This window comes from Cupriavidus pauculus, from assembly GCF_002858765.1.
In the GTDB taxonomy this organism is placed as follows: Bacteria; Pseudomonadota; Gammaproteobacteria; order Burkholderiales; family Burkholderiaceae; genus Cupriavidus; species Cupriavidus pauculus_B.
Genome location: NZ_PJRP01000002.1, coordinates 459,206 through 471,809, shown reverse-complemented (window position 1 = coordinate 471,809; position 12,604 = coordinate 459,206). Strand labels below are relative to the sequence as shown.

General features: G+C 66.3%; 10 protein-coding genes. 7 read left to right on the top strand and 3 right to left on the bottom strand.

Annotation, left to right across the window (positions count from 1 at the left end):
* Positions 1–137 precede the first annotated feature (137 nt).
* Positions 138–797 carry a response regulator gene (locus CYJ10_RS07020; RefSeq protein WP_029051234.1) on the top strand — a complete coding sequence of 220 codons (660 nt, stop codon included), beginning with the start codon at positions 138–140 and terminating at the stop codon, positions 795–797.
* A gap of 138 nt (positions 798–935) precedes the next feature.
* Here the strand turns inward: CYJ10_RS07020 and CYJ10_RS07015 are convergent, their stop codons facing one another.
* A complete protein-coding gene (locus CYJ10_RS07015) occupies positions 936–2,726 on the bottom strand; it encodes an ATP-binding response regulator (protein WP_101681058.1) in 1,791 nt (596 codons plus the stop codon).
* 284 nt (positions 2,727–3,010) lie between these two features.
* Here CYJ10_RS07015 and CYJ10_RS07010 point away from each other — a divergent pair, with 284 nt between their 5' ends.
* From CYJ10_RS07010 to dut, 6 genes are all read left to right on the top strand, one after another.
* The gene (locus tag CYJ10_RS07010; protein WP_029051236.1) at positions 3,011–4,000 is read left to right on the top strand and encodes a bifunctional riboflavin kinase/FAD synthetase; all 990 of its coding nucleotides are present in this window, start codon (positions 3,011–3,013) and stop codon (positions 3,998–4,000) included.
* A gap of 122 nt (positions 4,001–4,122) precedes the next feature.
* Complete coding sequence (ileS, locus tag CYJ10_RS07005; protein WP_101680780.1) at positions 4,123–7,002, top strand: isoleucine--tRNA ligase; 2,880 nt, start codon at positions 4,123–4,125, stop codon at positions 7,000–7,002.
* The gene (gene lspA / locus CYJ10_RS07000; RefSeq protein WP_101680779.1) at positions 7,002–7,538 is read left to right on the top strand and encodes a signal peptidase II; all 537 of its coding nucleotides are present in this window, start codon (positions 7,002–7,004) and stop codon (positions 7,536–7,538) included. Before ileS ends, lspA begins: the two co-directional genes overlap by 1 nt.
* Positions 7,539–7,693: 155 nt before the next feature.
* Positions 7,694–8,893, top strand: a complete 1,200-nt coding sequence (coaBC, locus tag CYJ10_RS06995; protein WP_101680778.1) for a bifunctional phosphopantothenoylcysteine decarboxylase/phosphopantothenate--cysteine ligase CoaBC — start codon at positions 7,694–7,696, stop codon at positions 8,891–8,893.
* 17 nt (positions 8,894–8,910) lie between these two features.
* Complete coding sequence (locus tag CYJ10_RS06990) at positions 8,911–9,930, top strand: LLM class flavin-dependent oxidoreductase (protein ID WP_101680777.1); 1,020 nt, start codon at positions 8,911–8,913, stop codon at positions 9,928–9,930.
* A gap of 121 nt (positions 9,931–10,051) precedes the next feature.
* Entirely contained in the window at positions 10,052–10,546 is a 495-nt protein-coding gene (dut, locus tag CYJ10_RS06985; RefSeq protein WP_101680776.1) for a dUTP diphosphatase, read from the top strand.
* Positions 10,547–10,610: 64 nt separating this feature from the next.
* On the opposite strand, the gene CYJ10_RS06980 is transcribed toward dut, so the two are convergent.
* Complete coding sequence (locus tag CYJ10_RS06980; RefSeq protein ID WP_101680775.1) at positions 10,611–11,456, bottom strand: VOC family protein; 846 nt, start codon at positions 11,454–11,456, stop codon at positions 10,611–10,613.
* A gap of 4 nt (positions 11,457–11,460) precedes the next feature.
* Complete coding sequence (locus CYJ10_RS06975) at positions 11,461–12,474, bottom strand: Bug family tripartite tricarboxylate transporter substrate binding protein (RefSeq protein ID WP_180862854.1); 1,014 nt, start codon at positions 12,472–12,474, stop codon at positions 11,461–11,463.
* Positions 12,475–12,604 lie beyond the last annotated feature (130 nt).

Genomic DNA, 12,604 nt, shown 5'->3' with positions numbered 1-12,604 from the left:
ACTGCACGAAGAAATACCCGAATGCCACGGATTGTGACGCGCACCCCGCTCTGTTAGAGTGGGTCCTACGTCCACGCGCCGCTTCCTCGGAAAATGGTGACAACAAGGACGAAACGGGAAATTAGACGGGAATACGCATGTCGAACGCTGCACCGACTTTGTTGGTGGTCGATGATCATCCTATGGCTCTTTCCGGCACCACCGCCTTCCTGGCGGAGGTGATGCCCGACGTTGCTGTCCACGCTGCCGGTAGCGCCAAGGAAGCTCTCCACTCGCTGAACCAGGGACTTCGTCCCGATATCGTGCTGCTCGATATCTGGCTGAATGACGGCACTGGCTTTGATGCCATGCAGGCGTTCAAGACCGTAATTCCGGGCGCGCGCTTCATATTCATGTCCGCCGAGGCCACGCCAGAGATCGTGGGCCGTGCGCGTGCACTGTCCGCTTGCGGCTTCGTCGGCAAGCATCTCGATGCCAATGCCTTTACGGCCGCCGTGCGCAAGGTGCTGGCCGGCGATACGAGCTTTCCGTCGGACGAAGCGTTGTCCGGTCGTTCGCAGTCGTTTGGTCCGGCGCATGGCATCCCGGTCACGCCGGCCGAACTGGGCCTGACGCCGCGCCAGGGTTCGGTGCTGGCACTGGTGCTGGAAGGTCTGCCGAACAAGGTCATCGCGCGCAAGCTGGGGCTGACCGAGAACACGGTCAAGGAACACGTCTCGGCAATCCTGCAGCGCTTGGGCGTGCGCACGCGCATGCAGGTGATGTCGCGCATGGAACGCTTTCGCCTGCGCCAGTAAGTCCGCTGCCCCGCCAGCCACAAAAAGAAACGCCGCCTCTGCAGTAACCAGGGCGGCGTTTTTGTTTGGGCGTCGTATTGGCGTGGGGCGTGGCTTTCCGAAACCCTGCGCCGTTGGACAAACGGCGACGCGGCAGCTTCAGCCCGCCTGCAGCCAGCGGCGCAGCAGCATGCGCAGATTGGCGGGGTCCACCGGCTTGGGCAGCACGAAATAGCCGGCATCCTCGGCAGCAAGCAGCGCCGCCGATTTCAGATCGCCGGTCAGCAAGGCGCTGCGCGCCTGCGGCTGTGTGGTCTGCCAGCGCTCCAGCAGGTCCAGGCCGTTCTCGTTGCCCGGCAGGCGCAGGTCGCAGAAGATGATGTCCGGCTTCAGGCCCTTGGCAAACAGGGTGTCGGCTTCCTGCCCGTGCGCGGCGCAGGCCACGCGGATGCCCCACGCCTCCATCAGCGCGATCCACGCCTTGCGGATCTGGCTGTCGTCGTCCACCACCAGCACCGTGCCGCGCAGGCGATCCTGCCGCGCTTCCTCGGCCTGCGCATTGGCGCGCATCGCGCGGACGCTGGCCACGGTCTCGGCCGGCACCGGCGCCAGTGCGAACCAGAATACCGAGCCTTTGCCCGGCACCGAGCGCACGCCATAGGTGCCGCGCATCAGCCGCACACATTCCTTGAAGATGGCCAGCCCCAGCCCCAGCCCCTGCGACGGATCGCGCTGGGGGTTGTGCACCTGGTAGTACGGCGAAAAGATCTCGGGCAGGTGCTCGGGCGTGATACCCGCGCCGGTGTCCCACACTTCCACGCGCACATGCTTGCGGCGCTGGCGCGCGGTGACCAGGATGCCGCCGCGCTTGGTGTAGCGCAGCGCGTTCTGCACAAGGTTGAACAGCGCGCGCCGCAGCAGCACCGGTTCGGCCATGGCGTAAAGCTCGTCGGGCACGCGCGGCGTCAGCGTCAGACCGCTTTCGCGCGCATCGGCCGCGAACTGGCTCATGACATCGTTGATCAACGAGTGCAGCTCGCAGGGCTCCATCGTCGGCAGCACCTTGCGTCCTTCAAGCTTGGACAGGTCCAGCAACGAGCGGAACAGCAGGTCGATGGTCTGGGTGCCGGCCGCCACCTGCTCCACCAGTGGATGCAGCGCGGTGGACTGGTTGCGCGCGCGCAAGGCTTCGACCAGCATCACCAGCGCATGCACGGGCTGGCGCAGGTCATGGCTGGCGGCGGCCAGGAAGCGCGATTTTTCCTCGCTGGCATGCAGCGCCCGCTCCTTCTCCTCCTGGAACTGCTTGGCCAGCCGGCGGCTTTCCGATTCGAGCTGGATGGCGCGCACCAGCGTGTGCTGCAGGTTCAGCGAATGGCGCGCCAGCATCAGCGCATAGACCACCAGCAGCAGTTGCACGTAGCCACCATGGGCCGGAAAGGCGATCTCGGCCAGCAGGATATTGGGCACCAGGATCGGCACGCCGGCAAATACGAGGTTCGAGGGAATCGGAGACTGGGACGTGGCGCCGCCGGCCAGCACCCCCAGCGTCAGCAGGTACAGGACGCTGGAGAACACCACCGAGCCCGTATACAAGTGCAGCAGCGCCGAGCTTCCCCAGGTCAGCCCCGTCAGGAAGGCAATCGCGCGCATGTTGTTCCACCACTTGCGCGTGTGAGCCGAGCGGCTCATCTTGCCGCTGTCCCGCTGGTATCCGAAGTAGAACCAGCTGCCGCCAGCCGTCAGCAGCAGCATGATGGCGCACCAGATCAGCAGTGCAACGTGGCTGGCTTCATTCCAGAACGCCCATGCGGTCAGGGCCGGCAGGAGCACGGACGAGGCAATCGCCGTGGGGGAGACGCGATGGACCGTGGCCAGCAGCTTGGCCCGCGTCTCGGTATCCAGTTGCGGCCCAGGAGGCGGCAATATCTTGTTAAGCAGCGCGTTCAAGTGTGGCCTGGCATGTAAGGCGACGACAATCCGCTGCAACAGACCCGCCGTGCGGCGACTGTTGCAGAAATCGCGCGGTTCTTGTTCTGAATTGGGCATATCATGCCGGCTTTTGCGGCGCTGCGCCATGGCGGAGTGGCGGATAGGCCCACAAATTCGCCATTTGTGGGCAGCTTGCCTACAACGGCACAAGGCGGGTGCCGCCAAAACAGGCAATCCGCCGGCACACGGGGCCATTCGCCTTATAATGCTCGCTTTCCCTGAAAAGCTCGTCCGCCGTCCTCGTGAAAGTCTTCCGCGGCCTGCCCAACGCCGAAAGCCGGGCGCCCTGCGCGCTCACCATCGGCAACTTCGACGGTGTGCATCGCGGCCACCAGTCGCTGCTCGCGCGCGCCCGTGCGGCCGCCGACGCGCGCGGCCTGCCGCTGTGCGTCATGACGTTCGAGCCGCATCCGCGCGAGTTCTTTGCGCCCGAGCACGCCCCCACCCGCATTGCCCTGCTGCGCGACAAGCTTGATGCCCTGCGCCGCAACGGCGTGGACCGCGTGGTGGTGGAACACTTCAACGCCCATTTTGCCGCCCAGTCGCCGCAGCAGTTCGTCGAGAACGTGCTCTGGCACGGCCTGCACGCGCGCTGGGTGCTGGTGGGCGACGATTTCCGCTTTGGCGCCAAGCGCGCCGGCGATTTTGGCTACCTGCAGCAAGCGGGCCGCCAGTTTGGCTTCGATGTGGAACAGATGGGTTCCGTCTCCGAAGGCGGCATCCGCATTTCGAGTTCGGCCGTGCGCCAGGCGCTGGCCGATGGCGACCTGGAACATGCGCGCCGGCTGCTGGGCCATGGCTATGCCATCAGCGGCCACGTGATCCACGGCCGCAAGCTGGGCCGCAACCTGGGCTTTCCGACCCTGAACCTGCGGATCACGCACAAGCGCCCGGCCGTGAACGGCATCTTCGTGGTGCAGGTGCATGGCATTGCCGACCACCCGCTGCCGGGCGTGGCGAGCATCGGCGTCCGCCCGACCGTGGAAGATGCCGGCCGCGTGCTGCTGGAAGTGCATCTGTTCGATTTCAACGCGAACCTTTACGGCAAGCTGGTGCGCGTGGAATTCATGAAGAAGCTGCGCGACGAAGAGCGATTTCACACGCTCGAGGCGCTGACCGAGGCCATCGCCAAGGATGCCCGGGAAGCCCGTGCGTTCTTCGGCCTGGAGGCCGCCAATCCGGCCGGCGACCGGCGCGACTTCGCCACCTCCGCCACCGACCGAATTAGCTAGCGGCCGGCAGCGCGCCCCATGCAGGCGCGCCGCCGGGACCCGCCCTGCCTTGCCCCGAAATGACACGCGCGCGGCGGTTATCCACCGGTCCGCGCCCAAACGAATTGCCCCGAGAATCAACCATGTCCGACGACAAACGCGCCAAGCCCGAAAAAAGCAAGTATCCGGTCAACCTGCTGGATACCCCGTTCCCGATGCGCGGCGACCTGCCGAAGCGCGAGCCGCTGTGGGTCAAGCAGTGGCAGGACAAGCAGCTCTACAAGAAGATCCGGGCCGCGCGCAAGGGTGCCAGGAAGTTCGTGCTGCACGACGGCCCCCCGTACGCCAACGGCGACATCCACATCGGCCACGCGGTGAACAAGGTCCTGAAGGACATGATCATCAAGGCGCGCGGCCTGACCGGCCTGGACGCCGTCTACGTGCCGGGCTGGGACTGCCACGGCATGCCGATCGAAATCCAGATCGAGAAGCAGTTCGGCAAGGGGCTGCCCGTGCAGGAAGTCCAGGCCAAGGCACGCGCCTACGCCACCGAGCAGATCGCCCGCCAGAAGAAGGACTTCGAGCGCCTGGGCGTGCTGGGCGACTGGGACAATCCGTACCTGACCATGAACTTCAGCAACGAAGCCGATGAGCTGCGCGCGCTGGGCAAGATCATGGAAAAGGGCTATGTGTTCCGCGGCCTGAAGCCGGTGAACTGGTGCTTCGACTGCGGCTCGGCGCTGGCCGAGGCCGAGGTCGAGTACAAGGACAAGGTCGACCTGTCGATCGACGTGGGCTTTCCGTTCGCGGAAACCGACAAGATCGCCCACGCATTCCACGTGCCGCTGGCCCAGCTCGAAGGCAAGCCGGGCTGGATCGTGATCTGGACGACCACGCCGTGGACGATCCCGTCCAACCAGGCGCTGAACATGCACCCGGAAGTGGAGTACGCGCTGGTCGATACGCCGCGCGGCTTCCTGATCCTGGCCCGTGACCGCGTCGAGGAACAGCTGAAGACCTACGCGCTGGAAGGCCAGATCGTGGCCACGGCGCGCGGCGACGCGCTGACCGAGGTGCGCTTCCACCATCCGCTGGCCAAGATGGATGCCGGCTACGCGCGCACGTCGCCGGTGTACCTGGGCGACTACGTGACCACCGACACCGGCACCGGCATCGTCCATTCGGCGCCGGCCTACGGCGTGGAAGACTTCCAGTCGTGCAAGGCACACGGCATGCCCGACGCCGACATCATCAGCCCGGTGATGGGCGATGGCGTCTACGCCAGCACGCTGCCGCTGTTCGGCGGCCTGTCGATCTGGGCCGCGAACCCGAAAATCGTCGAAGTGCTACGTGAGTCGGGCAACCTGTTCAACTCGCACAAGTACGAGCACAGCTACATGCACTGCTGGCGTCACAAGACGCCGATCATCTATCGCGCCACGTCGCAGTGGTTTGCGGGCATGGACGTGGACCCGGCCGACAACGGCCCGACGCTGCGCGAGACCGCGCTGGCCGGCATCGAGGCCACCGAGTTCTACCCGTCGTGGGGCAAGCAGCGCCTGCACAACATGATCGCCAACCGCCCGGACTGGACGCTCTCGCGCCAGCGCCAATGGGGCGTGCCGATGGCGTTCTTCATCCACAAGGAAACCGGCGCGCTGCATCCGCGCACGCCCGAGCTGCTGGAAGAAGTGGCCAAGCGCGTGGAACAGCATGGCATCGAGGCCTGGCAGTCGCTGGACCCGAAGGACCTGCTGGGCGACGAAGCCGCGCTCTATGAGAAGAATCGCGACACGCTGGACGTCTGGTTCGACTCCGGCACGACGCACTGGACCGTTATCCGCAGCTCGCATCGCGACGAACTGTACGATCCGTCGGCCGACACCCCCGAGGGCCGCCTGGCCGACCTGTACCTGGAAGGCTCGGACCAGCACCGTGGCTGGTTCCATTCGTCGCTGCTGACTGCCTCGATGCTGTACGGCAAGCCGCCCTACAAGGCGCTGCTGACGCACGGTTTCACGGTGGACGGCGAAGGCCGCAAGATGTCGAAGTCGGTGGGTAACACCGTGGCGCCGCAGGACATCTCGAACAAGATGGGTGCGGAAATCATCCGCCTGTGGGTGGCATCGACCGACTATTCGGGCGAGCTGTCGATCTCCGAGGAAATCCTCAAGCGCGTGGTGGAAGGCTATCGCCGCATCCGCAACACGCTGCGCTTCCTGCTGGCCAACCTGACCGACTACGACCACGCCAAGCATGCGCTGCCGGCGTCGGAATGGCTGGAAATCGACCGCTACGCCGTGGCGCTGACCGACCGCCTGCAGAAGGAAGTGCTGTCGCACTACCAGGCGTACGAGTTCCATCCGGTGGTGGCCAAGCTGCAGACGTTCTGCTCCGAAGACCTGGGCGGCTTCTACCTGGACGTTCTGAAGGACCGCCTGTACACGACGGCCCCGGACTCGCAGGCGCGCCGCGCCGCGCAGAACGCGCTGTACCACATCACGCAGGCGATGCTGCACTGGATGGCGCCGTTCCTGTCGTTCACGGCCGAGGAAGCCTGGCAGGTGTTTGCGCACGGCACCGAGCACACCGACACGATCTTCACGAGCACGTACTACGACCTGCCGCCGGTCGGCGAAGCCGACGACCTGCTGCAGAAGTGGCACGAGATCCGTGCGGTGCGCGCCGAAGTCACGCGCCAGCTGGAAGCGGTGCGCGTGGAAGGCGAAATCGGCTCGTCGCTGCAGGCCGAAGTCACGATCGCCGCGGGCGGGCCGGTGCTGGCCGCGCTGCAGAGCCTGTCCGACGACCTGCGCTTCGTGCTGCTGACGTCGGCGGCCAAGGTCACGCCGGCGCCCGAGGGCGGCGACCTGCTGGTGACGGTCACGCCGTCGCAGCACGCCAAGTGCGAGCGCTGCTGGCACTATCGCGCCGACGTGGGCCACAACCCTGCTCATCCCACCCTTTGCGGCCGCTGCGACAGCAACCTGTTCGGCGCCGGTGAACACAGGAGCCACGCCTGATGGCATCGTCCTCGACCCGTTCGTCGCGTTCGTCTCCCTCGCGGAACAAGAGCAAGCCCAGCGCCAACGTCACGCCCTGGTTGTGGATGGCGTTTGCGCTGCTGGTGGTGATGATCGACCAGTTCTTCAAGGTCGTGATCACCCGGTCGTTCCAGTACGCGGAGTCGCGCCCGGTCACCAGCTTCTTCAACCTGGTGCTGGTCTACAACAAGGGCGCGGCGTTCAGCTTCCTGGCAGATGCCGGCGGCTGGCAGCGCTGGTTCTTCACGGTGCTGGGCGTGGTGGTGGGCGGCTTCATCGTCTGGCTGCTGTATCGCCATACGGGTCAGAAGATGTTCTGCCTGGCCGTGTCGCTGATTCTGGGCGGCGCCGTGGGCAACGTGGTGGACCGCGTGATCCATGGCCATGTGATCGACTTCCTGGACTTCCACTGGCGCACCACGCATTTCCCGGCCTTCAACGTGGCTGACTGCGCGATCACGGTGGGCGCGATCCTGCTCATCGTGGACGAATTGCGACGGGTGCGGCGCCACTGACGCCGACCGCCTGGCGGCACACGATGCCCCACGACATGCCTTGCAAGAATGCCCCTCCTCGCAGGGGCATTTTTTTTGGCCGTGATCGGCCCCCGGCACGCGGGGCGCGCCAGCGGTATCATGCGGAACTCAGTTCCTCTCCAAGAGCCTTCCCCATGGATTTGCGCGGCAAGCACATTGTCCTTGGCCTGACCGGCGGCATCGCCTGCTACAAGTCGGCCGAGCTGGTACGTCTGCTGACCAAGGCCGGCGCCACCGTGCAGGTGGCCATGACCGAAGCGGCAACGCACTTCATCACGCCGGTCACGATGCAGGCGCTGTCCGGGCGCCCGGTCTTCCTGTCGCAATGGGACGCGCGCATCGACAACAACATGGCGCATATCGACCTCTCGCGCGAGGCTGATGCCATCCTGATCGCACCCGCTTCCACCGATTTCCTGGCCAAGGTGGCCAACGGCCTGTGCGACGACCTGCTCACCACGCTGTGCATCGCGCGCGAGTGCCCGCTGCTGGTGGCGCCGGCCATGAACCGTCAGATGTGGGCCGCCGCGCCGACGCAACGCAATGCCGCCCAACTGCGCGCCGATGGCGTGACGATCCTGGGCCCCGGCACCGGCGACCAGGCCTGCGGCGAAATCGGTGACGGCCGGATGCTGGAGCCCGAGGAACTGGTGGAAGACCTGATCGCCTTCTTCCAGCCCAAGCCGCTGCAGGGCAAGCGGGTGCTGATTACCGCCGGCCCGACGTTCGAGGCCATCGACCCGGTGCGCGGCATCACCAACCTGTCGTCGGGCAAGATGGGCTTTTCGATCGCCCGCGCGGCCCGCGAAGCCGGCGCCGACGTACTGCTGGTGTCTGGCCCCACCGCGCTGCCCACGCCGCGCGGCGTGGCGCGCACCGATATCCGCAGCGCCCTGCAAATGCACGATGCCGTGATGGCGCAGCTGCGCGACGTGGATGTATTCATCGCCGTGGCCGCCGTGGCCGACTGGCGCCCGGCCGAGGTGGCCCAGCAGAAGCTGAAGAAGGCCAACGACACCGACACGCCGACGCTGCAGTTCGTGCAGAACCCCGACATCCTGGCCGCCGTGGCGGCGCGCGCCGATGCCCCCTACTGCGTGGGCTTCGCGGCCGAAAGCGAGAACCTGGAGCAGTATGGCGAACAGAAGCGCCAGCGCAAAGGCGTGCCGCTGCTGGTGGGCAATATCGGCCACCATACGTTCGGTCTCGACGACAACGAGATCGTGCTGTTCGATGCCAAGGGCATGACGCGCCTGCCGCGTGCCGACAAGCTGTCGCTGGCCCGCGAGCTGGTCGCCGCCATCGGCCAGCGCCTGCCGCGCAAGCCCGTGTAACACCCCGCATACCAGCCATGAGCCCTACCCGCCCTACCCTGCGCCTGTCCGTGCTGGACCAGAGTCCGGTCATCCACGGCCATACGGCCCGCGATGCCCTGGCAGCCACTGTCGACCTGGCGCAGATGGCCGACAGCCTCGGCTTTACCCGCTATTGGTGCGCCGAGCACCACGGCCTGCAAGGCGTGTGCAACCCGGCGCCGGAAGTCATGCTGGCGCGGCTGGGCAGCGTGACAAAGCGCATCCGGCTGGGGTCTGGCGGCGTGATGCTGCCCTACTACAGCCCGTTCAAGGTGGCCGAGCAGTTCCGCATGCTTGAAGCGCTGTTCCCGAACCGGATCGACCTTGGCGTGGGCCGCGCCCCGGGCGGCGACATGCGCACGGCGCAGGCCGTGGCCATGGGCCAGTACAACCGGGGCGACCAGTTCCCGCAGCAGGTGCAGGACCTGGCCTTCCTGCTGCGCGGCGAGGTGCCGCCCGACCATCTGGCCGAGGGCGTGCTGCTGCAGCCGGCCATCGACACCCGTCCGGAAATCTGGGTGCTGGGTTCCAGCGATTTTGGCGGCGCGCTGGCCGCGCGGCTGGGCCTGCGATTCGCCTTCGCGCATTTCATCAACGCGCATGGTGGCGATATGGTGGCGCAGCAGTACCGCGAGGATTTCGAGTCCGGCTATGAAGACAAGCCGTACAGCGCCGCGGCTGTGTTCGTGATCTGCGCCGATACGGAGGCCGAGGCCTCGGCGCTGGAACGCGCCGTCGACATTCGCCGGCTGCAGATGGCCTATGGCGTGAACGCACCCATCCCGTCGCTGGCCCAGGCCGCCGATTTCACACCCACCGAGCGCGACCGCCTGATCATCGAACGCGAACGGCCACGCACGATCTGCGGCACGCCCGCGCAGGTGGCCGAACGGATGCTGGCGCTCAGGGACCGCTTCGCGGCCGACGAACTGGTGGTGTTGAGCGTGACGGCGTCGTACCAGGCCCGCATGCGCACGTACGAACTGCTGGCCGAGGCCTTCGACCTGCAGGGCTGATCGCGGCAGGCGCGACAGCGCCGCGCCGGGTGCGTGGATGGAAGTAGCGGATCGAAGTGGCGGATCGGTGTGGGCGGCGCGGTATCATGCCGCCTTTGTCTCATCCTGCGAATCCAAATCCATGACCGTAGCCGCGAATCCGACTGTCGAGATCAAGGTGCTCGACGCCCGCCTGAACGACTGGGGCCTGCCCGCCTACCAGAGCGACATGGCCGCCGCCATCGACCTGCACGCCTGCGTGGATGCCCCGGTGACCATCGAACCCGGCACGCCGGCGCAACTGGTGCCGGCTGGCTTCGCCGTGCATATGGCCAACCCGTTCATGTGCGCGACGATCGTGCCGCGCTCGGGCCTGGGCCACAAGAAGGGCCTGGTGCTGGGCAACTCGATCGGCGTGATCGATGCCGACTACCAGGGCCAGATCATGGTCAGCGTGTGGAACCGCAACGCACCCGGCACCGAGCCGATCGTGATCCAGCCCGGCGAGCGCATTGCGCAGATGATGTTCGTGCCGGTGCTGCGCCCGGTGTTCACTACGGTGGAAGAATTTTCGGAAGATTCCGTGCGTGGCGCCGGTGGCTTCGGCTCGACCGGCGTGGCGCACGCGAAGGCCTGACCCAACCCGGTAGGGAGGATTTTCTCCCCTCTCCCGCAAGCGGGAGAGGAGAACGGACGTCTCTTCAGCGCTGCTCGAAGATCAGCGCCACGCCGTTGGCCTGTTCGGCCGGGATCAGCGTGATCGACGGCGACAGGTCCATGGCCTGCACCCCATTGGCCCGCCAGTGCGCGCGGGCGTTCTCCAGATTGCCGGTTGCAATGCGGATCGCCGCATAGCCGGTCGATCCGTGCCGAAGCCCCGGCACGTCGGCAGCATCGGCCAGCGCCTGGGGCGCCGTGACGACGAACGTTGCACCGTCGATATCGAGCATCGCCGTTTCGCCACTGGCGCGTGCAATCGTCGCACCGGTCAACGTGGCATAGGCTTCGGCCGTGGCCGCAACCTGAGCCGCTTCCACCACCAGATACGTCGCCGCAATCGCCGTTGCGCCATTGGCGTGCGCCAGCCATTCCGGCCGCCACAGCAATTCGGGCGTGCGATGCTCGCAGACGAAGTAGCGTGCACCCGGCGCCTGGTCCAGTGCGGTCACACGGAACGTGGCAGGATGCTCCGACCCATCGTCCAGGCGCACCGGACGCGAGAATTCGATCGGGTCCGAGGGCTGGAATCCAGCCGCACGCAGCCGGTCGGCCGTGGCAAACGCGTCGCGGCTCTTGCACGACATGGCCGCGCACCCGTCGCCGCGCTGCTGGGCATCCCAGTAATACTGGCGGCTCGGGCTGGGTGCGGTCACGTGCAGCAGCTCCAGATAGTCGCGCGCCAGCATGATGCAGTGGTTCTGCGATCCCAGCGTGTGATAGCCACGCGGCGTGAGCGTGAAACCGAGCGCGCGCCAGCGGTTGGCGGCGGCGTCCAGATCCGCGCAGACGATGACGGCGTGGTCGAACGGTTCGGGCAACGTCTGCATGGGGTCAGTCGAACTGGATGTTGGCCTTGCGGGCCACGGCCTGCCACTTGTCGTGCTCGTGGCGCACCAGGTTGCCCAGGTCGGCCGGCGAACCCACGGCGATCTCGAATCCCTGCGCAGTCAGCGCTTCCACCACCTTGGGCTGCTTGATCGACGCGCCCAGCGCATCGTGCAGACGCATCACGGTGTCCTGCTGCATATGCGCCGGACCGAAAACGCCAATCCAGGAATACGCCTCGAAGCCCTTGTAGCCTTGTTCGGCCACGGTTGGCACCTGGGGCATCTGCTTGATCCGGCTGGTGCCGGTAACGCCGAGTATCTTGATCGTCTTGGCCGCGACGTGCGCCTGCACGGCCGCGTAGCTGCTGAAAAACAGGTCCACCTCGCCCGCCAGCACGGCCTGCACGGCCGGGCCGCCGCCCTTGTAGGGTACGTGCAGGAAATGGACGCCCGCCTCGGTGGCCAGCGCTTCGGCGGCCAGCTGGTTCAGGCTGCCAATCCCCGACGAGGCATAGCGCACGGCGTTCGGGTTCGACTTCGCCAGATCGATCAGCTCGCGCACGTTCGATGCCGATAGCGCCGGGTTAGCGGCGATAACAAGCGGAAAGCGAACCAGTTGCGTGATCGGCGTGAAATCCTTGAACGTGTCGTAGGGCAGGTTCTTGTACGCAAACGGGTTGATGGCATGCGTATCGAACGCCATCAGCAGCGTATTGCCGTCCGGCTTGGCGCGGGCCACGGTGCTGCTGGCAATCAGGCCGCCGGCGCCGGGCTTGTTGTCGACCACCACGGTCTGTCCCAGGCTCGTCTTCAGTCCCGGCTGCAACTGCCGGGCCACGATATCCACGCTGCCACCCGGCGGAAACGGCAGGACCATCGAAATCGGCCGGCTGGTGGCCGAAGGCTCGGCAGCTTGGGAAACACGGGCGAGGCCGGCGAGTGACGCCAAGGGCATGGCGCTCATCGGCAGGGACTTGAGCAGCAGGCGGCGGAGCCGCATGCGGTCGGGAGAAGACATCAGAGACTCGGGCTGGGCGGCCAGACGACCGCGGAATCAGGAAAAGGCGGCATGCCGCCGTGGCGTATTTTGCCCGATGATCGCGCAACCTGCAGGATTGCCCTTCGCTGATCGCCCAGAAATGGAACAA

Excerpts from the sequence above, each read along its gene's own strand:
- dut (WP_101680776.1), top strand. The coding sequence starts at position 10,052 with ATGACCGTAGCCGCGAATCCGACTGTCGAGATCAAGGTGCTCGACGCC.
- CYJ10_RS07020 (WP_029051234.1), top strand. The coding sequence starts at position 138 with ATGTCGAACGCTGCACCGACTTTGTTGGTGGTCGATGATCATCCTATG.
- CYJ10_RS06980 (WP_101680775.1), bottom strand. The coding sequence starts at position 11,456 with ATGCAGACGTTGCCCGAACCGTTCGACCACGCCGTCATCGTCTGCGCG.
- CYJ10_RS06975 (WP_180862854.1), bottom strand. The coding sequence starts at position 12,474 with ATGTCTTCTCCCGACCGCATGCGGCTCCGCCGCCTGCTGCTCAAGTCC.
- CYJ10_RS06990 (WP_101680777.1), top strand. The coding sequence starts at position 8,911 with ATGAGCCCTACCCGCCCTACCCTGCGCCTGTCCGTGCTGGACCAGAGT.
- lspA (WP_101680779.1), top strand. The coding sequence starts at position 7,002 with ATGGCATCGTCCTCGACCCGTTCGTCGCGTTCGTCTCCCTCGCGGAAC.
- ileS (WP_101680780.1), top strand. The coding sequence starts at position 4,123 with ATGTCCGACGACAAACGCGCCAAGCCCGAAAAAAGCAAGTATCCGGTC.
- coaBC (WP_101680778.1), top strand. The coding sequence starts at position 7,694 with ATGGATTTGCGCGGCAAGCACATTGTCCTTGGCCTGACCGGCGGCATC.